25 protein-coding genes are annotated in these 23,037 nt (G+C 69.0%); 16 read left to right on the top strand and 9 right to left on the bottom strand.

From position 1 onward, the window contains the following. Positions 1–39 precede the first annotated feature (39 nt). The gene (locus GPZ80_RS31130; RefSeq protein WP_187224680.1) at positions 40–624 is read left to right on the top strand and encodes a pentapeptide repeat-containing protein; all 585 of its coding nucleotides are present in this window, start codon (positions 40–42) and stop codon (positions 622–624) included. Between the two features lie 128 nt (positions 625–752). On the opposite strand, the gene GPZ80_RS33160 is transcribed toward GPZ80_RS31130, so the two are convergent. After that, positions 753–1,121: a TNT domain-containing protein gene (locus tag GPZ80_RS33160; RefSeq protein WP_376771797.1), complete on the bottom strand. Its 369-nt coding sequence runs from the start codon at positions 1,119–1,121 to the stop codon at positions 753–755. Between the two features lie 5,146 nt (positions 1,122–6,267). Between GPZ80_RS33160 and GPZ80_RS31120 the strand changes: the two genes are divergently transcribed. The 4 genes from GPZ80_RS31120 to GPZ80_RS31105 are packed head-to-tail and all read left to right on the top strand — an operon-like array spanning position 6,268 to position 9,346. After that, positions 6,268–7,254, top strand: a complete 987-nt coding sequence (locus tag GPZ80_RS31120; protein WP_187224678.1) for a helix-turn-helix transcriptional regulator — start codon at positions 6,268–6,270, stop codon at positions 7,252–7,254. 4 nt (positions 7,255–7,258) lie between these two features. After that, entirely contained in the window at positions 7,259–8,179 is a 921-nt protein-coding gene (locus tag GPZ80_RS31115) for a DMT family transporter (RefSeq protein ID WP_187224677.1), read from the top strand. Positions 8,180–8,192: 13 nt separating this feature from the next. Beyond that, positions 8,193–9,047, top strand: a complete 855-nt coding sequence (locus GPZ80_RS31110) for a bifunctional methylenetetrahydrofolate dehydrogenase/methenyltetrahydrofolate cyclohydrolase (RefSeq protein ID WP_187224676.1) — start codon at positions 8,193–8,195, stop codon at positions 9,045–9,047. Then, a complete protein-coding gene (locus GPZ80_RS31105) occupies positions 9,044–9,346 on the top strand; it encodes a DUF3017 domain-containing protein (protein ID WP_312880676.1) in 303 nt (100 codons plus the stop codon). Before GPZ80_RS31110 ends, GPZ80_RS31105 begins: the two co-directional genes overlap by 4 nt. 17 nt (positions 9,347–9,363) lie before the next feature. Here GPZ80_RS31105 and GPZ80_RS31100 read toward each other — a convergent pair whose 3' ends face one another. Beyond that, on the bottom strand, positions 9,364–10,140 hold the full coding sequence (locus tag GPZ80_RS31100; protein ID WP_187224675.1) for a helix-turn-helix domain-containing protein: 777 nt from the start codon (positions 10,138–10,140) through the stop codon (positions 9,364–9,366). Positions 10,141–10,308: 168 nt separating this feature from the next. Between GPZ80_RS31100 and GPZ80_RS31095 the strand changes: the two genes are divergently transcribed. After that, positions 10,309–11,292 (top strand): malate dehydrogenase, encoded by a 984-nt coding sequence (locus GPZ80_RS31095; RefSeq protein WP_312880675.1) that lies wholly within the window; start codon positions 10,309–10,311, stop codon positions 11,290–11,292. A gap of 195 nt (positions 11,293–11,487) precedes the next feature. Then, positions 11,488–11,892: an SsgA family sporulation/cell division regulator gene (locus GPZ80_RS31090; protein WP_187224674.1), complete on the top strand. Its 405-nt coding sequence runs from the start codon at positions 11,488–11,490 to the stop codon at positions 11,890–11,892. 63 nt (positions 11,893–11,955) lie between these two features. On the opposite strand, the gene GPZ80_RS31085 is transcribed toward GPZ80_RS31090, so the two are convergent. Genes GPZ80_RS31085 through GPZ80_RS31075 form a run of 3 tightly spaced genes read right to left on the bottom strand, consistent with a single transcriptional unit; the run spans position 11,956 to position 13,195 of the window. Then, the gene (locus GPZ80_RS31085) at positions 11,956–12,336 is read right to left on the bottom strand and encodes a bacteriophage spanin2 family protein (RefSeq protein ID WP_187224673.1); all 381 of its coding nucleotides are present in this window, start codon (positions 12,334–12,336) and stop codon (positions 11,956–11,958) included. 46 nt (positions 12,337–12,382) lie between these two features. Beyond that, positions 12,383–12,571, bottom strand: coding sequence for a DUF1918 domain-containing protein (locus GPZ80_RS31080; protein WP_091384069.1), 189 nt, complete (start codon positions 12,569–12,571; stop codon positions 12,383–12,385). 45 nt (positions 12,572–12,616) lie between these two features. After that, the gene (locus GPZ80_RS31075) at positions 12,617–13,195 is read right to left on the bottom strand and encodes an HhH-GPD-type base excision DNA repair protein (protein WP_187224672.1); all 579 of its coding nucleotides are present in this window, start codon (positions 13,193–13,195) and stop codon (positions 12,617–12,619) included. A 63-nt stretch (positions 13,196–13,258) separates the two neighbouring features. Between GPZ80_RS31075 and GPZ80_RS31070 the strand changes: the two genes are divergently transcribed. Both GPZ80_RS31070 and GPZ80_RS31065 read left to right on the top strand, forming a co-directional pair. Further along, positions 13,259–14,296, top strand: coding sequence for a type IV toxin-antitoxin system AbiEi family antitoxin (locus GPZ80_RS31070; RefSeq protein WP_187224671.1), 1,038 nt, complete (start codon positions 13,259–13,261; stop codon positions 14,294–14,296). Beyond that, on the top strand, positions 14,262–15,155 hold the full coding sequence (locus GPZ80_RS31065) for a nucleotidyl transferase AbiEii/AbiGii toxin family protein (RefSeq protein WP_187224670.1): 894 nt from the start codon (positions 14,262–14,264) through the stop codon (positions 15,153–15,155). The genes GPZ80_RS31070 and GPZ80_RS31065 overlap by 35 nt, the downstream gene beginning before the upstream one ends. On the opposite strand, the gene GPZ80_RS31060 is transcribed toward GPZ80_RS31065, so the two are convergent. Further along, complete coding sequence (locus tag GPZ80_RS31060) at positions 15,141–15,896, bottom strand: hypothetical protein (protein ID WP_187224669.1); 756 nt, start codon at positions 15,894–15,896, stop codon at positions 15,141–15,143. The genes GPZ80_RS31065 and GPZ80_RS31060 overlap by 15 nt on opposite strands. A 182-nt stretch (positions 15,897–16,078) precedes the next feature. Beyond that, positions 16,079–16,276: a hypothetical protein gene (locus GPZ80_RS31055; RefSeq protein ID WP_187224668.1), complete on the bottom strand. Its 198-nt coding sequence runs from the start codon at positions 16,274–16,276 to the stop codon at positions 16,079–16,081. Positions 16,277–16,392: 116 nt separating this feature from the next. Here GPZ80_RS31055 and GPZ80_RS31050 point away from each other — a divergent pair, with 116 nt between their 5' ends. Then, positions 16,393–16,653 (top strand): metallothionein, encoded by a 261-nt coding sequence (locus GPZ80_RS31050; protein WP_187224667.1) that lies wholly within the window; start codon positions 16,393–16,395, stop codon positions 16,651–16,653. Here the strand turns inward: GPZ80_RS31050 and GPZ80_RS31045 are convergent, their stop codons facing one another. Then, entirely contained in the window at positions 16,654–17,463 is an 810-nt protein-coding gene (locus tag GPZ80_RS31045; protein ID WP_187224666.1) for a metal-dependent hydrolase, read from the bottom strand. It abuts the gene before it with no gap. A gap of 58 nt (positions 17,464–17,521) precedes the next feature. On the opposite strand from GPZ80_RS31045, the gene GPZ80_RS31040 reads away from it, so the two are divergent. From GPZ80_RS31040 to GPZ80_RS31025, 4 genes are all read left to right on the top strand, one after another. Continuing rightward, positions 17,522–18,088 carry a GNAT family N-acetyltransferase gene (locus GPZ80_RS31040; protein ID WP_187224665.1) on the top strand — a complete coding sequence of 189 codons (567 nt, stop codon included), beginning with the start codon at positions 17,522–17,524 and terminating at the stop codon, positions 18,086–18,088. 493 nt (positions 18,089–18,581) lie between these two features. Continuing rightward, the gene (locus GPZ80_RS31035) at positions 18,582–19,802 is read left to right on the top strand and encodes an NADP-dependent isocitrate dehydrogenase (protein ID WP_091384056.1); all 1,221 of its coding nucleotides are present in this window, start codon (positions 18,582–18,584) and stop codon (positions 19,800–19,802) included. Positions 19,803–19,984: 182 nt separating this feature from the next. Continuing rightward, positions 19,985–20,290, top strand: coding sequence for an SH3 domain-containing protein (locus GPZ80_RS31030; RefSeq protein WP_187224683.1), 306 nt, complete (start codon positions 19,985–19,987; stop codon positions 20,288–20,290). A 17-nt stretch (positions 20,291–20,307) separates the two neighbouring features. Further along, on the top strand, positions 20,308–21,117 hold the full coding sequence (locus GPZ80_RS31025; RefSeq protein ID WP_187224664.1) for an exodeoxyribonuclease III: 810 nt from the start codon (positions 20,308–20,310) through the stop codon (positions 21,115–21,117). A 5-nt stretch (positions 21,118–21,122) separates the two neighbouring features. Here GPZ80_RS31025 and GPZ80_RS31020 read toward each other — a convergent pair whose 3' ends face one another. Then, the gene (locus GPZ80_RS31020) at positions 21,123–21,503 is read right to left on the bottom strand and encodes a hypothetical protein (RefSeq protein ID WP_222720127.1); all 381 of its coding nucleotides are present in this window, start codon (positions 21,501–21,503) and stop codon (positions 21,123–21,125) included. A 74-nt stretch (positions 21,504–21,577) separates the two neighbouring features. On the opposite strand from GPZ80_RS31020, the gene GPZ80_RS31015 reads away from it, so the two are divergent. Both GPZ80_RS31015 and GPZ80_RS31010 read left to right on the top strand, forming a co-directional pair. Continuing rightward, entirely contained in the window at positions 21,578–21,874 is a 297-nt protein-coding gene (locus GPZ80_RS31015; protein WP_187224662.1) for a hypothetical protein, read from the top strand. A 23-nt stretch (positions 21,875–21,897) separates the two neighbouring features. Further along, on the top strand, positions 21,898–22,863 hold the full coding sequence (locus tag GPZ80_RS31010; protein WP_312880674.1) for a GlxA family transcriptional regulator: 966 nt from the start codon (positions 21,898–21,900) through the stop codon (positions 22,861–22,863). Positions 22,864–23,037 lie beyond the last annotated feature (174 nt).

Below are 23,037 nucleotides of genomic sequence, written 5' to 3'. Positions count from 1 at the left end.
CTGCCCGATGGGCGACTCACCGCTCATTAGGCTGGAGAGGTGGAGACCGGCGAGGACTACAGCGACAGTGATCTGCACGGCCAGCAGTGGGACCAGCGGCACTTCACCGACTGCGACTTCACCGACGCCGATCTGCGCGGCCTGGTGACGATCGGCTGCACGTTCACCAAGTGCGACTTCACCCGCGCCGACCTAGGGGAGTCCCGGCACCGCTCCACGGCGTTCCGGACCTGCACGTTCGACCGCACCACCCTGATGTTCAGCGAGTTCGCGGGCTGCAGCCTCATCGGCTCCACGTTCCTCGACTGCAGGCTGCGTCCATGGACGGTGACCGACACCGACCTCACCCTCGTCGGCCTGGCCGGAGCCGCGCTGCGCAAGGCCAAACTGACCGGCCTGCGCTTCCGCGAAGCCAACCTCACCGACGCCGACCTACGGGAAGCAGACCTCCGGGAGGCCGACCTGTCAGGCGCCCGCCTACGCGGTGCCAACCTCGAAGGCGCCGACCTTCGCGACGCCCGCATCACCGCCGACGGCCTGGTCCAAGCCCGCCTGCGCGGCGCCCGCGTCGACCTGCACACCGCGGTGGCGTTCGCCGCCGCCCACGGCCTGCAGATCGACTGAGGCCGCGGTGGGGTCGTGCCGCTGTTGTCGCTTGTGGTCGAGCAAGCTCGTGGTGGCTTTCGCCGCTGTTGGGGCCGTGGTCGATCCACCTGCGGGGGCGAACGCCCCCGCAGGTGGATCGACCGGGGCTACGGCCGCGTCGGTGGCACCTGGTTGGGAATCTCGACCAGGTGACCGCTCTCGATGAGTTCGGCGATCGACCGGTTGAGCACGAACGCGGTCCCGCCACCGGGCTGCTCGAACCACGGGATGGCGACCCCGGTCAACGCCTCCGTCGGCCGCTGCACGCGGTACACGCGGTAAGGCCGCGCCACCCAGTCCGGCACCAACGACCGCCGCTCGAACGGCGTGCCCGCGGCGTAGGTCAGGTTGCCGCTCGGCTCGCCGTAGCGGTCGATCTCGGTGCCGGGCGGCAGTTCGGTCAGGGTCTTCCCCCGGAACAACGTCAGCGGCGGGTCACCCGGCAGAGGCTGGATAGCCCAATCCTGAGGCTTCACCCCCGAGTCAGACCCCGGTGACGACGAACCACCGCCGGCGCCGGACTGCTGCACACCACCAGCCGCCGCGCCCGCGGCAGCCCCGACCCGACGGGGCGAGGCCACACCGGCAGACTCCCCGCCAAACCGAGCGCCACCACCGGATTCACCGGCACCGAACCGCCCCCCACGCGAAGACATCGCGTCGCCGGCGGCTTGGCCGCCGCCGAACTGCGCGCCGTGCGTAGCGGCGCCATCGGCCGAGTCTTGGCCACCACCGAACTGCGCACCGCGGGTGGAGGCGGCATCGCCGGAGGATTCGGCACTGCCGACCTGTGCGTCTTGCGGAGACGCCGGGTCACCAGCGGTCTGACCGCCATCGAACCGCGCACCGCGCGAAGCGGGCGTCTCACCGGAGGCCTCGCCGCCGCCGAACTGTGCGTCGTGCGAAGAGGTTGCCGTGCCAGCGGGTTGGCCGCCGCCGAGCTGCGCACCGTGTGAGGAGGGTGCGTTGCCAACGGGTTGGCTGCCGCCGAAGTGTGCGTCTTGTGGGGACGCCGCGTTTTCGGCTTGGCCGCTACCGAACTGCGCACCGTGCGAGGCGGGCGTTTCATCGAAGGGCTCGCCGCCGCCGAAGTGTGCGTCTTGTGGGGACGCCGCGTTTTCGGCTTGGCCGCTACCGAACTGCGCACCGTGCGAGGCGGGCGTTTCATCGAAGGGCTCGCCGCCGCCGAACTGTGTGTCGTGCGAAGAGGTTGCCGTGCCAGCGGGTTGGCCGCCGCCGAGCTGCGCATCGTGTGAGGCGGGTGCGCTGCCAACGGGTTGGCTGCCGCCGAAGTGTGCGTCTTGTGGGGACGCCGCGTTGTCGGCTTGGCCGCTACCGAACCGCGCACCGTGCGAGGCGGGCGTTTCATCGAAGGGCTCGCCGCCATCGAACTGTGCGCGGTGCGAAGACGCAACATCGCCGGTGGTTGGAGCGCCGCCGAACTCTGTGCCCTGCGAGGAGGCTGCGGTGCCAACGGTTTGGCTGCCATCGAGCTGCGCATCGTGTGAGGAGGGTGCGCNGTTTCATCGAAGGGCTCGCCGCCATCGAACTGTGCGCGGTGCGAAGACGCAACATCGCCGGTGGTTGGAGCGCCGCCGAACTCTGTGCCCTGCGAGGAGGCTGCGGTGCCAACGGTTTGGCTGCCATCGAGCTGCGCATCGTGTGAGGAGGGTGCGCTGCCAACGGGTTGGCTGCCGCCGAAGTGTGCGTCTTGTGGGGACGCCGCGTCGCTGGCCTGGCCGCTACCGAACTGCGCACCGTGCGAGGCGGGCGTTTCATCGAAGGGCTCGCCGCCGCCGAAGTGTGCGTCGTGCGAAGACGCGGTGTCGCCGGAGGTTTGACCGACGGCGAGCGGCGTGCCATGGGCGGCGGACGCGTTGCCGGCGTTGTGGCCTCCACCGAACTGTGCGCCTTGCACAGCGGGTGCTTCGCCGAAGGGCTCCGCGCCGCCGAACTGTGAACCGTGTGAGGGCGGTGCCTCGCTGGTGGGTTCGCTACCGAACTGCGAACCGTGCGAGGGCAATGTCTCGTCGGTGGGTTCGCCACCGAACTGCGAACCATGCGACGGCGGTCCCTCACCGATGGGTTCGCCGCCGAACCGGATGTTGTGTGGCGAACCGTCGACGGTGGGTTGGCCGTCGAACCGTGTGCCGGGTGTGGAGGGCGCACCGTCTGCTGTCTGGTCACCGTTGAACTGCGCGCCGTGCGAAGGCGCCGTGTCGGTACCGCCGTGGAACTGGGTGCCCCGCGGGTCGGTGGGGGCATCTCCAGGATCAGTGCCCGCGTCGCTCACGGAATCTGTGTGGCTGAACAGGAAGCCCGGTGCGGCTTGGCCACTCGCGAACCGGTGCTCGTCCGGGGAAACCCCGATGCCTGCCGACTCGGAGCGGGTGAACAGCGAGCCCGGTGATTCCCCGGGCTCCCCGCCGGCAAACGCCGGGGCGGTGTTCGACTGCTCTTCAACCCCACCTTCGGCGGGCGATTGCCCATCGAACGCGCCGTTGACGGGTGCCCGCTCATCGGCGAACGCTCCGTCCGCACCCTGCTGCCTGTCCTCGTACGCGTTGTTGACGGGTGTGGTCCTGCCGGCGAATGTGCCGTCGGCGCTCTGCTGCCCGTCGTCGTACGCGTTGTTGGCGGGTGTGGTCCCGCTGGCGAATGTGCCGTCGGCGGCTGCCTGCCCAACGTCGAATGTGGTGTTGGCGGAATCGCGCCCACCGACGAATGTCTCCTCGGCTGATCCAGGTTCGAACGGCTCGGCGAACGCTGCATCGGACTGCCGACCGAACGCCTTCTGCTCAGCGAAGGCGTCAGGTGCCTGCTGCCCATCGGCGATCGTGTCGTCCGCCGCGGCCCGGTGATCGGCGAACGCGAAGGGGGCGCCAGTTTGTCCGCCGGACGCCTCCGCGGCAGACATCCGCACTTCACTGTCCGAGGATGGTGCGTCGAATACACCACCCTCAGTGGTGCGCCCGGCCGTGGTGCTCGCTTCGTCGTGGGGCGCGGGCGGTTCGTGGAACGCGCCGTCGGGTTCATCCCCGAACGCGCCGCCGCCCGCGGACTTGGTCTCGTCGCCACCGGGTGACGCATGGTCAGCTGCCGCCGTGTGGGTCGGCTGGCCTGCGAACGCCATTCCCGTCGCAGGCTCGGGCTTCGACCCCACCCGCGGCGTGGGGCGCGGGGCGGTGCGCCTGTGCCGGTACTCGTCTTCGTCTTCGTCGTCGTCGAAAACGGGGCCGGTCGACGCGAAGCCGGTGTGCCGGGGCCGGAACAGGTCGTCGGCGTCGGCGGGGCGTGCGGGGCGGAACAGGTCGTCGCCCGCCGGGCCCGGTGGGGTCACCGTCCGGCGTGGGCGGTGCTCGTACTCGTCATCGTCGTCGTCTTCCAGCTCGGCCAGCGACGCGCGCATGGTCGTCTGGGGCGGCTCGACCGGCTCCAGCAAAACTTTGCCCAGCAAGAAAGCCGAGGCGTCCGCAAACTCCTCGAACCGCCTCGGCGCGCCGAACCGGCCATCGAACCAGCCGACCCGCCACCCCTCGTCGGACTGCTCCAGCACCCACGCGGGCGACTGCGGCAGCTCACCGATCCGGTACCGCGACTCGGGGACGCCGAGCGCGCTCAACCGTGCCTGAAGCTGGTCGAACTGAGCCGCGACCCCCGGCGCGACAGGCGACGCGGGCGCGGCCGGTGCGACCTCCAGGTCCGGCTCCGGCCCGCTGGCCGTGCCGACGTCGGGCAGAGCCGGGCTGGACGGCGCTTCGACTGACGAAGACGGTTCCTGCGCGGCCCAGTCGGCGACCGCAGGGGAATCGTCTGCCCGCTCGTCTTGGCCAGGGGCCTCCTGGGACTGCTCGCCGACGGGATTGGACCAGCCCGCGACGGAAGCAGGGTCATCGGCCGCGGGGCCGGACGACGGCTGGTCGCCCGTCGCCCAGTCCGGGGCATCGGGAGTCTGCTCGTTCGCCCGGTTCGGGGTTTGCGCGTCGGCCCAATTCGGCGTCCCAGGGCTGGCTTCGTCCGCGCCCGGACTCTCGGCGCGATCGGCATCGCCGCCGGGAGAGCTGTGCGCGGGAGTCTCGTCGAGCGCCTCGGGACGCTGGTCCGTGGCGGCAGCTCCCTGCCCCGCGGCCGCCGCGACCTGCTCGGCGGTCGCCCACTTCGGGGCGGCCGCGTCGGTCTCGTCGCCGCCACGGGTCGCCTGCGGGGTGGCGGAGGCGGGCTGCGCAGGTGCGGCCGGGAACCAACTGCCCGCCGGGGAGGCAGGCGCCTCAGCCGACCAGTCGAACGCGGCGGGTTGAGCCGAATCCGCGGACGCGTCGGCAGTGCGCGACGGGAACCAGCTGTCCTTGCTCTCCGCCTCCCGCTCGATCGGCGCCGTCGCATGTGTCGGCTCCGAAGGTGCGTGCGTCGGCGACCACGCCGCCGTCGTCTCCGGGGCCCGCTGCGGGGTCGCGTCCTGGGTGGGCGCGTGGCTGGCGGGCGGCGTGCGGTCGATCGGCTCGGTCGTGTGCACCGGCTTTTCGGCAGCGGGCTTCGCCCGGTTCCCGAATCCGACCTGGACCGGGATCGGCGGCACGGGCCCGTCCGGCCCCATGATCGGCGGCGGACCCGAAGGAGCGGCCGGGGGCGTGGGAACAGGCGCCGGGCGGACACCGTTCGGCGCCCTGCGCGGCCCGCGCCCGAGGAACGCCGCCGCTGCCGCCCGGGTGGAGTCGTCGACCTCGGGCAGGGTGAACTCGACCCGCCGGAGGTGTTCGAGCAGGTCCGGGTCCGGCGGGACGCTGTGGGTCCGCAGGTAGTAGTTGACCGCGGCGGGCCAGATCCAGGCGCCGTCGGTGTGGAACGCGACCGGGACCGACTGCCGGGCCTCGTCGTCCAGGTGATCGGTGTCGAACCCGCGCGCGGGCAGAGCCAGGGGCGCGCCGTCGAGGTAGCGCAGGATGTCCTCGCGCTCGCCCTCATCGATCGGCGGCCGGTTGATCACCGGGCGCCCACCGGCGCCGGGTCCGTCGAAGATCCGCGCGACCCGGAACGGCGGCTTGAGCCCGGCCATCCGACGCATCAGCCACTCGGGCACGTTCTGTTCGTCCCGCGGGAAGGTCCGCAGGTCGTCGGCGTACGCGGGCGGCGGTGGCGGGTTCGTCCAGCGCGGTTCGTCGCGGTCGTATTCGAGGCTGTACGCCGACGGCTGGTCGAGCTGGTAGCGGGCGTTGTACCAAGTCCCGCGACCCTCCCGGTACATCCCTGACCGCAGCCGCCCGAAGAGCACGGCGATCTCGGGTGAGACTTTCAACTCCTCGGTGGTCTCATCAGCGAAGATCACCTTGCCGACCGCTTCCGCGTACCGACCCAGCGCGCGGTAGTCGACGGTGATGGAATGCCAGTCCGCGGGTGCCGCCCGGAGCAACGCGAGCCCGATCTGCTTGACCAGGGCATCCTGTTCCGTTGGGTTCAGCTGCGTCGGTTGTGCCACGTGGACATCTTCTCCTGTCGACAGGCCCTTGGCATACGGTGGATCGTGCGTCGAGCCTCTGCCTGCGACGATGACGGACGGTTACCATCCCGTCCGGTAGTCCGGCAACCTGTTTGTGTCACCGTCACAGTTGTGCCAACCTTCCCGGCATGTCCGAGGGCGATCTGGCGCCGCACCTTTCTCGACTCGGCCTGCCCGAAGACGAGATCCGCAGCTACCTCTATCTCCTGCGCACCGGGCCCTCGACGGCAGAGGAAATCGCCGTCGGCGCCGCGGAGCCGCTCGAACTGGTCCAGCACAGTCTGCGCACCCTCGTCGACGCCGGTCTGGTCGGTGCCGGTGGCCCGGACGGCCGGACCATAACCCCTGTGCCGCCAGCGTCGGGTCTGCAGATCCTCAGCAGGCGCCGCGAGTCGGAGCTGGAGCAGGCCAGGGTGGCCACGCTCAACGCCTACGACACCTTCCGCCGGGCGATCTCCCCGCAGCGCACCGACGACCTCATCGAGGTCGTCACCGGCACCGCGATCGCCCAGCGCATCCAGCAGATGGAGCTCAGCGCGCGCAAGGAGGTCCGGCGCCTGGACTCACCGCCGTACTTCACCGAGGGCCACATAAACAACGCCGAACTCGAACAGCTCAACCGCGGCGAGGTGACCTACAAGGTCGTCTACGCGCGCGCGTCCGTCGAGGACCCGGGTCGCTACGCGCAGAACATCCAGCCGTGCGTGGCGGCAGGCGAGCAGGCGCGGGTGCTGCCCGAGGTGCCGGTGAAGCTGACGATCATCGACCAGCAGTTCGCGACCGTGTCGCTCCCGGTCGCCGAGGCCGACGTGAACCGCTCGCTGCTGGTGGTGCGCCCGAGCAGCCTGCTCTCCGCGCTGGTCGGCCTGTTCGAGGCGTCGTGGCGGCTGGCGGTCCCGTTGCACGGAGCCGCGCGCGCGTCCTCCGCCGTCCAGCCGATCGAGCAGCGGCTCCTCGGCCTGCTCGCCGCGGGCGCCAACGACGACTCGATCGCCCGTCAACTCGGCGTCAGCAGGCGGACCGTGTTCCGACACCTGCAGCGGCTGATGGACCACGCGGGCGCGACCACCCGGTTCCAACTCGCCGTGCACGCCGTGCGGCACCGCTGGATCTGACCGGATGTCACGTCCACTGGGTGCGGTCGTCGCCACCCTCGGCGGAGTCGTGCTCGCGGGCCAGGCCCGGATCAACGGCCAACTGGGCAGCCACCTCGGCGACGGCCTGATCGCCGCGCTGATCTCCTTCGCCATCGGCCTGGTGATCCTGGTCGCCGCCGTCGCCTCGATGCCGACCGCGCGCGCGGGCATCGGCCGGTTCCGCGAAGCGATCTCGACAAGACAGCTCCGCCCTTGGCAGTGTCTGGGCGGCGCGGCGGGCGCCTGGTACGTCACGTCTCAAGGCCTGACGGTGACCCTGCTCGGCGTGGCGGTCTTCACCGTCGCCGTGGTCGCGGGCCAGGTGGTCAGCAGTCTGCTCGTCGACCGCGCGGGCATCGCCCCCGGCGAAGCGCAGTCGATCACCGCGACCCGGGCGGCGGGCGCCGTGCTCGCGGTGATCGCCGTCGGCACCGCCGTGTCCGACGAGTTCGGGCGCCCCGGCCACCTCTGGCTCGCGCTCGTCCCTGCCCTCGCGGGGATCGGCCTGGGCTGGCAGCAGGCGGTCAACGGCCTGGTGCGCGCGTCCTCCGGCAGTGTCGCGTTCGCCTCGATGCTGAACTTCGCCGTGGGCCTTGTCGCGCTGACCATCGCCTCCACCGTGGACGTGGCGATCCGGGGTCTGCCCGACTCGGCGCCCACCCAGTGGTGGCTCTACGTCGGCGGCGCGCTCGGCGTCGTCGCCCTGTCGACGGCGGTGTTCGCCGTGCGCCTGGTCGGTGTCCTGATGGTCGGCCTGTGCGCCGTCGCGGGCCAACTCGTCGGCGCTCTCCTGCTCGACGTGGTCGCGCCGCCGCCCGGCGAGGGGGTCGAGCCGACCACTGTGATCGGGGTCGCGCTGACTCTGGCCGCGGTGGGTATCGCCGCCGTTCCGCGCCGCGAGTGAGAGGATGGGGTACGTGACCGCGACGATCCTTGACGGCAATGCCACCCGAGACGCCATCCTCGCCGAGCTGCGCGGGCGGGTCGACGCGCTCGCCGAGCGGGGCGTGGTCCCCGGTCTCGGCACCGTGCTGGTCGGTGACGACCCCGGGTCGCAGTCCTACGTCCGCAGCAAGCACCGGACCTGCAAGAAGATCGGCCTGAACTCCATCCGCCGCGACCTTCCGGCGCACACGACGCAGGCCGAACTCGAAGCCGTCATCGACGAGCTCAACGAGAACCCGGACTGCACCGGCTACCTGATCCAGCTGCCGCTGCCCGGCCACCTCGACGCGGGCGCCGCGCTGCAGCGGGTCGACCCGGCGAAGGACTCCGACGGCCTGCACCCGACCAACCTCGGCAAGCTCGTGCTCGGCGACGCGGGCCCGTTGCCCTGCACGCCGGTCGGCATCGTCGAGCTGCTCCGGCGCTACGACGTCCCGCTCGCGGGCGCGCGCGTGACCGTCGTCGGTCGCGGTGTCACGGTCGGCCGCCCGCTCGGGCTGCTGCTGACCCGGCGCAGCGAGAACGCCACGGTCACCCTCTGCCACACCGGAACCAAGGACCTCGCAGGCGAGGTCCGGCGCGCCGACATCGTCGTCGCCGCGGCGGGCAACGCGGGCCTCATCACCGCCGACATGATCAAGCCCGGCGCGGCGGTGCTCGACGTCGGCGTCACCCGCACCGACCAAGGCCTGGTCGGCGACGTGCACCCCGACGTGCGCGAGGTCGCGGGCTTCCTGGCCCCGATGCCCGGCGGCGTCGGCCCGATGACGATCGCCATGCTCATGCGCAACACCGTCGAAGCGGCCGAGCGGAACCTCTCGGCGTGACCGGGGGCCCGCAGCGCACCGGCAAGCACCCCGCCCTCGTCCACCTGCCGTTCGCGCTGGTCATGGCGGTGGTCGTGCTCGGCCTCGTGCGGATCACTCAGTACTACTGGCGCGAGGGCACCGTGTGGATCGGTCTCGCCCTGCTTCTCGCCGCGGGCCTGCGGGTCCTGCTGCGCGACGAGCAGGCGGGCCTGATCGCGATCCGCGGTCGCGCCGTCGACGTGCTGAGCTACGGATTCTTCGGGGTGATGGTCATCGCCGTCGCGATGACCATCGAGGGCGGGCCCCTGTCTCGGTGATCCGGCGGGACCGCTGATCAGGACAGCTTCTCCAGCAGCGTCAACGACTCGTCGCGCGTCAGCGCGACGCTGAGCAACTCGACGACGATGCGGTCATAGACGCGGACCTGCGCGGTGTCCTCGATCACCACGCTCGACGTCCGGTTCTCCAACACCACCACCGCCCCGCGCGAGCGGAACTGCATGCGCTGGAACGACCCGCCGAGCCCCGGGTGGCCGTGCGTGAGGTCGGGGACGATCCGGATCGTCACGTTCGGCCTGCTCGCGGCCTCGCCGAGGTAGCGGATCTGCTCGCGCATGACCTCCTGGCCGCCGACCGCGGTGTGCAGGGCGGTCTCGGCGATGATCGCGAAGAACCGTGGTGGGTGCGCGCGCCGCAGGATCGCCTGCCTGCGCAGCCGGTTCGTGTACTGCTCCTCCAGCGCCGCCTCGTCGACCATGGTGACCTCGCGGAGCGCGGCCTGCGCGTACGGGACGGTTTGCAGCAGCGTGGGCACGATCGCCTGCTCGTAGTCGACGATCATCGTCGCCTTCGACTCCAGCACCCGCAGCGACGCGACCTGCGACCCCTCGGTGCCGTGCGCCAACGCCAGCAGGTCGTCGCGGCGGCAGCCCTGCACCCCGTAGACCTTCAGCAGGGCCGCGACGTCGTCGGCCTTCTGGGCTTTGCGCCCGTTCTCCATCCGGCTGAGCTTGGACGTGCTGATGCCCGTCCTCGCGGTGACCTCCGAAAGGCTCAGCCCGGCTTCCTCCCGATGCCCGCGCAACTCCTCGCCGAGCAGTTCGATAACCATGGTTCGTCATGATCGACCTCACCGCCGAGTGATCCACGAAGTCAGGTCGCCTGTCGGCCGAAACCACCCGATGGGGATCACCGAGACCCTGCTCACCGCGCGCGGCGATCACTCGCAACAGCTTGGTAGCCTCCGGTTCATTCGTCCGTCTCGGGAGGGATCCGCCAAGTGGCACCCGTCAACGTCACCGTCACCGGTGCAGCAGGCCAGATCGGCTACGCCCTGCTTTTCCGCATCGCCTCCGGCCATCTGCTGGGCCCGGACACGCAGGTCAACCTGCGGCTGCTGGAGATCCCGCAGGCCGTCAAGGCCGCCGAGGGCACCGCGATGGAACTCGATGACTGCGCGTTTCCGCTGCTCAGCGGCATCGAGATCACCGACGACGCCAAGAAGGCGTTCGACGGCGTGAACGTCGCCCTGCTCGTCGGCGCGCGCCCGCGCGCCAAGGGCATGGAGCGCGGCGACCTGCTCGAGGCCAACGGCGGCATCTTCAAGCCCCAGGGTGAGGCCATCAACGCCGGTGCCGCCGACGACGTGCGCGTGCTGGTGGTCGGCAACCCGGCCAACACCAACGCCCTCATCGCCCAGGCGCACGCCCCGGACGTCCCGCGTGAGCGTTTCACCGCGATGACCCGCCTCGACCACAACCGCGCGATCTCGCAGCTCGCGGCGAAGCTGAGCGTGCCGGTCACCGAGATCAAGAAGCTCACGATCTGGGGCAACCACTCCGCCACCCAGTACCCCGACCTGTTCCACGCCGAGGTCGGTGGCCGCAACGCCGCCGAGGCCGTGAACGACGAGGCGTGGCTGGCCGACACCTTCATCCCGACCGTGGCCAAGCGCGGCGCGGCGATCATCGAGGCCCGCGGCGCGTCCTCGGCAGCGTCGGCCGCCAACGCCGCCCTCAACCACATCCACGACTGGGTCAACGGCACCCCCGAGGGCGACTGGACGTCGATGGCCATCCCGTCCGACGGCTCCTACGGCGTCCCCGAGGGCCTCATCTCGTCGTTCCCCGTGGTCTGCAAGGACGGCGAGTACGAGATCGTGCAGGGCCTGGAGATCAACGAGTTCTCCCGCGCCCGCATCGACGCCTCGGTCGCCGAACTGGCTGAGGAGCGCGACGCGGTCAAGGGTCTCGGCCTGATCTGACCTAAGCGTTCAACAACGGGGCCCCACATCGGTGGGGCCCCGTTTTTGTTAACTCCGATGCCGCATTTTCTGCCTAGAGTCCCCCAATCGCGTGAACATGCAGGCAGTGGCATCACAAACCGCCACAGGCGACGTTTCCCACCTGACGGGTTCGCGAATACCAGAAGCGCAAACCGGGATCAGGGAGGCGACGAGATGAACAAGAACGCAGAGCACACTGAGCAGCTCATCTCGCTCTACGGCGGCAGCACCCCGGTGCGCTCCCGGTGGACGTATCGAGCGAGCGAGCCATTCACGGTCACCGCGGCGTTCCAGACCGACCGCGACCGCTGGGTGGAGTGGATTTTCGCCCGGGATCTGCTGGTCGCGGGCCTGATCGGCCCCACCGGCGAGGGTGACGTCCGGTTCAGCCCGGAGCACACCGACGGGCGTGCGTCGATTCTCCTGGAGATCGAGTCCCCGGAGGGCCAGGCCATCCTGGAGATGGAATACGAGGCCGTCGAGCGGTTCCTCACCGCGACCGCCAAGATCGTGCCGATCGGCAGTGAGAGCGACTTCTTCGACGTCGATGCCCTGATCGAGGAAATCACCAACGTGTAATTCACCGTTCCCGCGGCGTGCGACGGCCGCCTGCCCCGACAAGGGCAGGCGGCCGTTCTCGCTCTAGAGGCAGGCTTGCGTCAGCGCGTTGGCCGCGCCGACCTTTTCCTTGGCCCACTGGGTGACGCTCGCCGGGTCGATCGAGTTCGGCCCGAGCTCGCCGACCTTGGCCGACATGTCGGCCAGCGCGTCCTTCAGGGTCGCGTCACCGGTCTTCTCGGCGAGCGCCTGCAGGTCCGCGGCCGTCTTCTCGGCGTCCTTCACGGCCTGCTCGGGGTTGGAGAGGTCCGGGTAGAAACCCGCCAGCTTGGCGGCGTCGAGGCAGACGCTCGCCTTGTCCGTGGCGGAGTCGGCCGCGCTCGTGGCTTCACGTACGGCGTCACACGCGGTCAGGCCGCCCGTCAGCGCCGCCGCGACCAGAATGATCGCCAGCCGATTTCGCATAGTGCCCCCTTGAGGAGTGGAAGAGGACACAGGTTAGCGAGTCGATCTATTGGGGCTCGTGCTCGACCACACAATCGGGCCCGGGGAACACCAGACTCTCGTGCCCGTCGTTGAACTTGACCAGGTAGGGCGGCGCACCGTCGGCGCCGCGCACCTCGAGGATCTCACCCAGATGGTCGGCGTTGCCGACGTTGCGACCATGGACGTGTAGCCGGTCGCCTACCGCTGCTCGCATGGGGCCACCTCCGCGTCCCCAGGGTAAGCGCAGGCAGCCAAGGCCTCAACCGCTCTTGGCGGCGGCCTTCTTGGCTTTCTTGTACGCGCGGACCTGCGCGAGCGTTTCAGCGCCGGTGACGTCGGCGACGGACATCCGGGTGTTGGTGCCGCCGTAGTCGCCCGCGGCCTTCCGCCACCCGTAGGGGGACACGCCGTACTGCTTGCCCAGCAGGGCCAGGAAGATCTTGGCCTTCTGCTCGCCGTATCCCGGGAGGGCCTTGAGCCGCTTCAGCACCTCGGCGCCGGTGGGCTTGTCCTTGGTCCAGATCGCTTCGGTGTCGCCGTCGTAGTGCTCCACGATGAACTGGCACAGTGCCTGCACCCGCTTGCCCATGCTGCCGCCGTAACGGTGGATGGCGGGAGGCGTGGTCGACAGGGTGGCGAACTTGTCCGGGTCGTAGTCGGCGATCTCGTGGACGTCGAGCTTGCCGCCGAGACGGTCGTGGAGTTTCTTCGGCCCGTTGAACGCGACCTCCATCGGGATCTGCTGATCCAGCAGCATGCCGATCAGCAGCGCGAGGGGTTCGCGTTCCAGAAGGGCGTCGGCCTCGGGGTTCTGGGCGATGCACAACTTCGGCGTCATGGCGGAAGGATCGCATGAACTCCGAAACTTGCGCCGAACCGACCGAGCGTTCAAAATTGACATATGTTCAGCAAAAATGAACATGGCGAAATTCTGAACGAGCGTGCGCGGTTGGCCGAGTTGGGTGGCTGGTTGCGCGAGCTCGGTCTCAAGGTCGACATGTCGCCGGAGGGCCACGTCGCCGACTTGGTGGCCCGCGTCAGTCGGGCGTCAGGCGCAGCTCGGACGTACGCCGTCGTGATCAAGCGGACCGTGCCGTCCGAACTCGCGACGGCCCTCCATCCGCATCCTTCGCTCCCCACGTTGGTCGTCGCCCGCTCGATCACCGAGCAGGCGGCGACCCTGCTGCGCGAGCGGGGCATCGACTACATCGATGAGGCGGGCAACGCGCACATCGCTTGGGACGACGTCCTCATCGACATCCGGGGTCGCCGCAAGGCGGGCGTGCGCACCAGCCGTTCCTCGTCGCGCGGCAGCAAGGCGTTCAGCCGCGCAGGGCTGCAGGTCGGGTTCGTACTGCTCAGCTGGCCGACCTCGGCCGGGGAGCCGTTGCGCAGGCTCGCGACCGCGAGCGGGGTCTCGCTTGGCACCGCCCAAGCGGTGGTCGATGACCTGGCCAAGGCAGGCTACTTGTACGAAGTGGCGGGCGAACGCAGGCTGGGACGGGCGGGCGAGCTGCTCAACCGTTGGTCGGAGGCCTATTCGACAAGGCTCTCACCAGCGCTGTCCCTAGGCGATTTCGACGTCCCCGACATTTCATGGTGGCGGGCCTCGGAGGACGAGCTGACGCGGTCGAACGTCCAAGTGGGCGGCGAAGCCGGTGCAAGCGTTCTCGACCCGCACCTCACACCGGCCACCCTCACCCTCTACGCCGATGAGCGGCCGAACTCACTCATGGCCAAACACCGAATGGTGCGCGCGGAACAGGCAGGCAACATCCACATACGACGACGGTTCTGGGCGAGGGCGGGGCAGTCTTGGATCGTGCCACCCACGTTGATCTACGCTGATCTACTCGCCTCCGGCGACCCTCGTCAACGTGAGCACGCGGACAGGATCAGAATCAGTGACGATCGACTTGCGGGGCTCGACCGACTATGAGGTCCTGCGGGCCGCCAAGGTGTTGGCCCGGATCGATGGAATCGCGAGTGAAGCAGGGGTCCATTACCTGGTCGTGGGCGCGACCGCGCGCTCTCTCATCTCGATCGATCTCTTGGGCACGACTCCCCAACGCCAGACCAAAGACATCGACATCGCGGCCGAGGTCGACTCCTGGGATGAATTCGCCAACCTGGTGCGAAACTTGGAGAAACACGGCCCCAGCGCGCACAAGTTCATCGTCGAGGGCACCGAGGTCGACGTGCTGCCCTACGGTGGCATCGAACGAGCAAACCGGACGATCAAGTGGCCGGATGACCACGAGATGAACGTCCTCGGCCTCCGCGAAGCGGCCGATTCGGCGCAGACGGTGGACCTGCCTTATGGGATCTCGGTCAAGGTTCCGACGATTCCGGCGCTCGTGCTTTTGAAACTCCTAGCCTGGCGAGACCGCTATCGCGACGAAACGCGCGACGCGCTCGATCTGGCGACGATGATCGAGTGGTACTCGTCTGGGAAATATTTCGATCGGCTCTACGACGAGGACATTGCCGCGCTGGAGAAGTTCGACTTCGACCCACCCCAGGCAGGAGCGTGGCTCCTGGGATCGCACATACCGGTTCTGCTCGATGACATGGGCGTCGCCGAGTTGCTCCGCGTCTTGGACGACCAAGAGCTCATGGGGCGACTGGCGAGGGACATGGGCGGATCTCGCCCCGAGCTCCTGGTGCGGGCCATGGGCCAAGGCGTTCGCGAAGCTGTCGATGAGGCCGGGCGGCCGCAATCCGGGTGGATCGGCACGAGCATGGATGACCACGATTCAGCTCGGGCGTCTTTGTGGCCGATATCAACCATGCGCTGAGGCGTCCAGGTCGAAGAAAGCCCGCCACACCGAACCGACGTGGCACTCCGCCGGGCTGAGGATGCCCTCGAAGTACAGGTGTCCGTACTGGATGCGCGGCTTCACCTTCAGGTCGATCGAAATCCAGTCGCCGGTGGTCTGTTGGGAGACCAGTTCCAGCGGAAGGATCCCCCAAGCCGCCACCGCGGGCGCCTGTTTGGTGAAGTACTGGCCGAATTCGAAGGACACATAGCCGTCGCGGTTCGCCTGTTCGTGGGCGAATGCCATGTCCGTCCGCTGGAGGTTCATCAGGTTGTCGGTCGATCGGAGGAAATACCACACCGCGTCCACGAACTCGGCGAGTCGTTCGGTCGGCTCGGCTGAGGTTTCCAGTGCTTGGTGCAGGTCCCTCAGTGTGCGGTGCATCTGGGGGCGGATGATGCCGATTCGGGCCAGGATCTCGGCGTCTTTTGGTGGGGCGTCGGTGAGGATGGAGCGCATGTTGTAGCGCTGGGTCAGGAGTCGCATTCGCAGGTTCACCGCGCGGTTCAGCCACAGGACTGTGTCGAGCCCCGTCTTGGCTTCCGCGAGCCGCCACATCTCGTACGAGCGTCTGGTCGGCTGGCGGTCGGAGATCTCCGAGGAGCCCGCGTCCTGCTCCCAGGTGAGGAAGATCGGGTCCAGGTGGATCGGCGCGGCCTGCCATGGACTGGTCGTGCGTCGGCTCTCCGGGTCTTGGGCCAGGCACAACGTCTCCGTCATGGCGACCATCGTGGCACGGCCGGTGACCTTGGTCATTCCCACGCGAGACCGACCGCGTCAGTCGCCCGCCAGTTCCCTCAGTTGGTCGGCGTCGAGCGGCGGGTCGAATCCATCCGGCATCCACAGCATTCGCATGTCGGCGGACAGGTTCTCGTAGCCGTGCTCGGCACAGGACAACGCGATCAGATGTGGGCCCGGGTCGCACTCCCATGGATGTACGCCCGCGCGTGGTTGAAGCAGTGATAGCTGAATTCGACGCGGTCTTCCTCGTCCGTGGACACGTGCAACCGCGGATCGAGGACGACCAGCGTGACCAGGTCCTGCGGGTCCAGGCGGTACGGCGGTCGCGGAACGGTCCAGCGTAGGTGGGTGGGCAGCACGTGTTCGGCCTCGCTGATCGGTGTCGGACGACCATGGTGGCACGAGACTTTCTCGGGTTGCCGCCTCTCGCCGCCGGGCGCAGGCTGCAGTGGTCACCGAGAGAGGAGATCGCACTATGGCGACCTGCGACACCTGCGGCAACGACTACTGGATGGCCTTCGAGGTGAAGACGGTCAGCGGCGACGTCCACACGTTCGACAGCTTCGAGTGCGCGATCACCAAGCTCGCCCCGGTCTGTGAGCACTGCAAGTGCCGCATCCTCGGTCACGGCGTCGAGGTCGAGGGCCGGTTCTTCTGCTGCGCCCACTGCGCGCACAGCGGCGACGCCGACCTCGGGTCGCAGATCAAGGACGCGGTCGGCGCGCACCCGGGCTGATCAGGCCCAGGGGATCAGCGGGATCCCTTCGAGGAACGGCAGCGCGCCCGCGTTGTACAGGGCCACGGCCGACATCCAGATGGCGACCACCGTCAGCAGCGGGCCGACGATGGCCATCTCGACGGTGCCGCCCGTGCGCATCCGCATGATCTTCGGTGGCGCCACCGGGTACCAGGTCTTGAACGCGATCGGGACCGGCCACAGGATCGGGCAGCCCTGCTCGGTGATCGCGTCGCCCAGGTAGTGCGCGATGCAGCCGATGCCGACCGCCACGCCGCAGGCCGCCGCGTCCGCCGACGCCTGGTCCGTCCATTTGAGACACGCGTAGGTCAGCAGCAGCGCCGTGCCGGTGATCCACAGGGCGTCGTTGCGAGGGCACCACTTGTGCATGATCCCGCGCACCGCCAGGCCGCTGAAGAAGAACATCAGCAGCGGCAGCGCCCACGACTGGCTGGTCTGCACGATCGCCGTGGTGGTGATCGCGGCCAGGATGGCGAAGACGAGGGTGTGGGTGAACCCGCGGTGCCCGCCGTCGCGCTTGCTGTCGCGCTTGGTGCGGGTGACCTGGTAGATGCCGTGGCTGATGGCGTTGATCAGCTTCGACCCCGCCGCCGTCACCGGGCCGAACGTGCTCGACACCGTCGACTCCGGGTGGTCGAGGTCCGGTAACAGCGCCGCGCCCGCGCACAGGACCGCGCCCACACACCAGCCCTTGACCGACAGCGTCCCGAGCGAGCTGTCGCCCGCCAGTGCCGTCGCCGTCGCCCATGCCGTGAGACCGCTCATGGCGTGCGTCGGTCCAGTCGACATCCGTGCCCCCCATCAAGACCAGTGGGCGGTATTCGATCACAGGCGTACGCTCGATCGGGTGCTGCGTCCCTCATTTCCCATCACCACTCGCCGGCTGATCATCCGCCCGTACGTCGAGTCCGATCTGGACGCGCTCTACGCGATCCAGTCCCGCGAGGACGTTGCCAAATACCTGTACTTCGAGCCGCGCACGCGCGAGCAGGTCGAGGCCGCGCTCAAGGACAAGCTCACCTTCACCAAGCTGGAGAAGGAGGGCGACGCGATCTCGCCCGCGGTGGTCCTCGCCGAGACAGGTCAGCTTCTCGGCGACGTGATGCTGCGGTGGGTCAGCGAGGAACACCAGTGCGGCGAGGTCGGTTTCGTCTTCCACCCCGACCACCACGGCAAGGGCTACGCGGGTGAAGCCGCCACCGAGATGCTGCGGCTGGGTTTCGAGCAGCTGGGCCTGCACCGGATCATCGGCAGGCTCGACGCCGACAACCGCGCGTCCGGCAGGCTGCTCGAACGTCTCGGCATGCGGTTCGAGGGACGCTTCCGGGAGAACGAGTTCGTCAAGGGCAAGTGGGCCGACGAGGCCGTCTACGCGATGCTCGCCGACGAGTGGCGCGAGCTGAACGAGTTCTAAGGGACGCTTCCGGGGTCGACCCCGGTCCGGTTGATCATCGCCGACAGGTTTGCGGCATGGGAATCAAGACTCTTGCCGCGCCGGCCGGGACCGCAGGCCCGTCTCTCAACACGGCCGCCGTTCTGCACCTCGCGGGCCAAGGCCGGGTCGACCTGAACCGCCACCTTGGTGACCAACCGTTGAAACTCCGGGGAGGCGGCGCAGCATCGAGTTCTGGGGCAAGACCGGCGACCGCCCCGGCTACAACAGCGGCGCGGGCGCGACTCGCGACCTGTCCCGGCGCCTGGTGTTCTCACTGAACACCCTGCATATGGGTGGTGAGCAGCCCGCCATGGCCCGGCGGATCCTCGCGGTGGCCGCCGGCCTCGGGTGACCGCCGTCGCTCTACCATCGCGGTGACTGTAGACACAGGCTCACATCACGCGCCTCGCTACCAGTACGCTTGTACCGTTTGAAGGCGCGCGCATTAACGGCGAAGGGAGCACCGCGGCTCATGGCCAAGATCAAGGTCCAGGGAACGGTCGTCGAACTCGATGGCGACGAGATGACCCGCATCATCTGGCAGTTCATCAAGGACAAGCTGATCCACCCGTACTTGGACCTCAACATCGAGTACTACGACCTCGGTATCGAGCACCGGGACGAGACCGACGACCAGGTCACCATCGACGCCGCGAACGCCATCAAGAAGCACGGTGTCGGCGTCAAGTGCGCCACGATCACGCCGGACGAGGCGCGCGTCGAGGAGTTCGGCCTGAAGAAGATGTGGGTCTCGCCCAACGGCACGATCCGCAACATCCTCGGCGGCGTGGTCTTCCGCGAGCCGATCATCATCTCCAACATCCCGCGGCTGGTGCCGGGCTGGACCAAGCCGATCGTCATCGGCCGTCACGCCCACGGCGACCAGTACAAGTCGACGAACTTCAAGGTCCCCGGCGCGGGCAAGGTGACCATCACCTTCACCCCGACCGACGGCTCGGAGCCGATCGAGCACACCGTGGTCGACATGCCGGAGGACGGCGGCGTCGTCATGGGCATGTACAACTTCAACAAGTCCATCGAGGACTTCGCGCGCGCCTCGTTCTCCTACGGCCTGCAGCGCAACTACCCGGTCTACATGTCGACCAAGAACACCATCCTCAAGGCGTACGACGGTGCCTTCAAGGACATCTTCCAGGCCGTGTTCGAGGCGGAGTTCAAGGAGAAGTTCGACGCCGCGGGCCTGACCTATGAGCACCGCCTGATCGACGACATGGTCGCCGCCGCGATGAAGTGGGAGGGCGGCTACGTCTGGGCGTGCAAGAACTACGACGGTGACGTCCAGTCCGACACCGTGGCGCAGGGCTTCGGCTCGCTGGGCCTGATGACTTCGGTCCTGATGACCCCGGACGGCAAGACCGTCGAGGCCGAGGCCGCGCACGGCACGGTGACCCGGCACTACCGCCAGCACCAGGCGGGCAAGCCGACCTCCACCAACCCGATCGCGTCGATCTACGCGTGGACCGGCGGCCTCAAGCACCGCGGCAAGCTCGACGGCACCCCCGAGGTGATCGAGTTCGCGGAGACGCTGGAGAAGGTCGTCATCGAGACCGTCGAGAGCGGCCGGATGACCAAGGACCTGGCGCTGCTGGTCGGACCCGACCAGGAGTGGCAGACCACCGAGGACTTCCTCAACACCCTCGACGAGAACCTGCAGAAGAAGATGGCGGGCTAGCCACTCGTCCGGGAAGCCCCTCGCCGTTCTGGCGGGGGGCTTCTTGCTGTCAGGGTGACGCAGTGTCGCCGCCGTTGGCTCCGTCGGGTGTTTCCGGTCGCGATCACTGGCGCGGATACCGGTGGGTACGGGACCGTTCACCCAGGGACCGTGGGTGACAAGGAGCGTGTGAAGTGCTGACGATGCTGTTGCCGAAGCGGACACTGCTGATCGGCGGCGCGCTGGTCGGGGTGGTCTCGATGTACTCGATGGGTGTCGAGAGCCCCAACGCGCCCGCCAGCAGCGCGGCGAAGTGCCGGGTGTCGGTCACCGCGGACGTGCTCAACGTGCGCGCCGCCCCGGACGGCCACGCGGACATCGTCGGCAAGTTCAAGCAGGGCGCGGAAACCGACGCGCTGCCGACGGTGCAGAACGGTTTCCGGATGCTCGGTCCCAACCGCTGGGCGTCGGCGCAGTTCCTGCAGCCGCTGCCCGGCCGCACCTGCTAGCCGCTTAGGGTGGCGCGGTGCTGACGGTTTCCACGATCAATGTCAACGGGCTGCGCGCGGCCGCCAAGAAGGGCTTCGTCGAGTGGCTCGCGGCCACCCGGGCGGACTTCGTGTGCCTGCAGGAGGTCCGCGCCTCGGCCGACGACCTGCCCGCCGAACTCGCCGCCCCGCCCGGCTGGCACACCGTGCACGCCGACTCCCGGGTCCTCAAGGGCCGCAACGGTGTCGCGGTCTACTCGCGGCAGGAGCCCACGGCGGTCCGCGTCGGGTTCGGCGTCTCCGAGTTCGACGCGAGCGGCCGGTATGTGGAGGCGTGGTTCCCGGGTGTCGTCGTGGGCAGCGTCTACCTCCCCAGCGGTGAGGTGGGGACGCTGCGGCAGGACCAGAAGGAGCGCTTCATGGCCGCGTTCCTGCCGTACCTGGTCGAACTGCGCGAGAAGGCCGCGGCGAGCGGCTGCGAGGTCATCGTCTGCGGCGACTGGAACATCGCCCACCAGGAGATCGACCTCAAGGCGTGGAAGGCCAACCGCAAGAACGCCGGATTCACCCCCGCCGAGCGCGACTGGATGGGCCGCGTCTTCGACGAAGCCGGCTACCGCGATGTCCACCGGCTGCTGTACCCGGAGGGCCCGGGTCCGTACACGTGGTGGTCCTACCGCGGCAAGGCCTACGACAACGACTCCGGCTGGCGCATCGACTACCAGGTGGCCACCCCGGGCCTCAGCGCCCGCGCCCTCACCGCCCTGGTGGAGCGCGCCGCGACGTACGCGGAACGCTGGTCGGACCACGCCCCGGTGACGATCACCTACGACTGGCCCGGCGCGTAACCAGGTCAGTGGCGGAGCATGACCAAGGCCATCGCGGGCAGCATGATCACGTGTCCGATCATCATCACCGTGCCGCCCGACATCCAGCCCGCCCAGTAGAGCGGGTACAGCACGGCGAACGACGCGTACATCACCGCGCCCATCTCCGCGATGGAGCGCCACGAGTGCTTGCGGTACGCCATCAACACGGTCATGCCGATGGTCATCGTCGTCGCCATGAGCAGGGTGGCCGGAACCGTCGACTCGATCATCGGCGCGGACAGCGGCCTGCCGAGTAACAGGTTCGCGACCGGGTTCAGCAGGAACATGCCGAGGAACATGGCCACGACCATCTCGACGTAGTGCTTCCAGAAGTGCTTCGTCCGCAGCGGGGCGATCACCGTCATCAGATCCTCCATACCTCTAGGGGGTATGGTCAACTTACGGTCCCCAAGGTCGACAAGAAAGTGTCCGACCGGACATGGTTCCCAAGTTTTCGGACATTCGCACCCTGAAGCCCCATGGCCTGCCCGCGCTTCGGACCACCGTGGCGCCCGCGCTCACAAAGGCACTTCGGTCGCTGCTCGGTGTCGCCTCCGCCCTGCTGACCTTCGGCGACGGCGTGCCGCCGGCGACCACGCTCGCCGCGGGGTGGCTCGGCCACGGCGTCTGGGCCTGCACCACCACCGCGCGGACCTGGTCGTGCCCGGGCGCCTACGCGCACTGGTGCGCGGCCGTCGACGTCCGCGGCGGAGCGGCGATCCTGGCGCTGTCATGACATCGGCGGCAGACTGTCCGACCGTGGAAGAACGCCGAGTGGTCGTCGTCGCCTACGACGGCGCGGAGTTGCTCGACATCGCCTGCGTCACCAGCGCGCTGGACGCGGCGAACCGGTTGGGCGCGCAGCCCAAATATCTCGTCGACGTGGTCAGCCTGGGCGGTCACCCGATCGCGTGTGATTCCGGCCTTTCCCTGCGCTGCACCGGTTCCCTGCAGCGCGCCACCGGCCCGGTCGACACCCTGCTCGTCTCCGGCGGCCGCGGGCACGAGATCGTCGCCGACGACCCGGTGATCGTCGCCCACGTGCGCAGGCTCGCCGCGACCAGCCGTCGGGTGTCCTCGGTGTGCACCGGCTCGACGGTCCTCGCCGCCGCCGGCCTGCTCGACGGAAAGCGCGCCACCACCCACTGGTACTTCGCCGCCGAGTTCGCCCGCCGCTACCCGGCCGTGACGGTCGACCCCGCGCCGATCTTCATCCGCGACGACGGCGTCGACACCGCCGCCGGGGTCACCAGCGCCCTCGACCTGACGCTCGCCTTCATCCTGGAGGACCACGGCGAAGCCCTCGCCAACCAGGTCGCCCGCGTCCTCGTCACCTACCGGCAGCGGCCCGGAAACCAGGCCCAGGTCAGCATGTTCGTCGCCGACGACCCGCCGGACCACCGGCTGGTGCGCACCGTCGCCGCGCACATCGCCCAACACGTCGACGGCGACCTGGACGTCGCCGGGCTGGCCACGCGCTTCGGGGTGAGCGAACGCCAGTTGGGCAGGCTGTTCCTGGAGCATCTCGGAGTCACCCCCGGCCGCTACGTCCGCAAGGCGCGGACCGAGGCGGCGGCCGGCCTGCTGTCCGGCACCAGCCTCCCGGTCGCGACCGTCGCCACCCGCTGCGGTTTCGGCACCGCCGAGGCGCTGCGGCAGGCGTTCACGCACCACTACGGCATCGCGCCGTCGCGCTACCGCCAGGTTCACCGCGCCGCGGGATGATCAGGGTTGAGGGGACCCGCTCGCGGCGCCTGAACCGCGTCCGCCAAGATCACTTGTGTGATCGACTACCCACCTCCGGTGCGCGTCGCCGGAGGGTCTAGGGTCGATCCGCGACAACCGATAGTGCGGTTTCGGGGACGCAGGGTTGACACAGTCGGTAGCTTTTTCACAGTC

The sequence above is a fragment of the Actinokineospora xionganensis genome (assembly GCF_014323725.1).
GTDB classification, from domain to species: domain Bacteria; phylum Actinomycetota; class Actinomycetes; order Mycobacteriales; family Pseudonocardiaceae; genus Actinokineospora; species Actinokineospora xionganensis.
This window is presented reverse-complemented; position numbering and strand designations above follow the sequence as displayed.

Bases quoted from the DNA above. Each gene is read 5' to 3' on its own strand.
- GPZ80_RS31115 (WP_187224677.1), top strand. From the start codon at position 7,259: ATGTCACGTCCACTGGGTGCGGTCGTCGCCACCCTCGGCGGAGTCGTG.
- GPZ80_RS31090 (WP_187224674.1), top strand. From the start codon at position 11,488: ATGAACAAGAACGCAGAGCACACTGAGCAGCTCATCTCGCTCTACGGC.
- GPZ80_RS31050 (WP_187224667.1), top strand. From the start codon at position 16,393: ATGGCGACCTGCGACACCTGCGGCAACGACTACTGGATGGCCTTCGAG.
- GPZ80_RS31075 (WP_187224672.1), bottom strand. From the start codon at position 13,195: ATGACGCCGAAGTTGTGCATCGCCCAGAACCCCGAGGCCGACGCCCTT.
- GPZ80_RS31060 (WP_187224669.1), bottom strand. From the start codon at position 15,896: ATGACGGAGACGTTGTGCCTGGCCCAAGACCCGGAGAGCCGACGCACG.
- GPZ80_RS31015 (WP_187224662.1), top strand. From the start codon at position 21,578: ATGGTTCCCAAGTTTTCGGACATTCGCACCCTGAAGCCCCATGGCCTG.
- GPZ80_RS31070 (WP_187224671.1), top strand. From the start codon at position 13,259: ATGTTCAGCAAAAATGAACATGGCGAAATTCTGAACGAGCGTGCGCGG.
- GPZ80_RS31085 (WP_187224673.1), bottom strand. From the start codon at position 12,336: ATGCGAAATCGGCTGGCGATCATTCTGGTCGCGGCGGCGCTGACGGGC.
- GPZ80_RS31080 (WP_091384069.1), bottom strand. From the start codon at position 12,571: ATGCGAGCAGCGGTAGGCGACCGGCTACACGTCCATGGTCGCAACGTC.
- GPZ80_RS31020 (WP_222720127.1), bottom strand. From the start codon at position 21,503: ATGACGGTGATCGCCCCGCTGCGGACGAAGCACTTCTGGAAGCACTAC.
- GPZ80_RS31045 (WP_187224666.1), bottom strand. From the start codon at position 17,463: ATGTCGACTGGACCGACGCACGCCATGAGCGGTCTCACGGCATGGGCG.
- GPZ80_RS31120 (WP_187224678.1), top strand. From the start codon at position 6,268: ATGTCCGAGGGCGATCTGGCGCCGCACCTTTCTCGACTCGGCCTGCCC.
- GPZ80_RS31035 (WP_091384056.1), top strand. From the start codon at position 18,582: ATGGCCAAGATCAAGGTCCAGGGAACGGTCGTCGAACTCGATGGCGAC.
- GPZ80_RS31100 (WP_187224675.1), bottom strand. From the start codon at position 10,140: ATGGTTATCGAACTGCTCGGCGAGGAGTTGCGCGGGCATCGGGAGGAA.
- GPZ80_RS31030 (WP_187224683.1), top strand. From the start codon at position 19,985: ATGCTGTTGCCGAAGCGGACACTGCTGATCGGCGGCGCGCTGGTCGGG.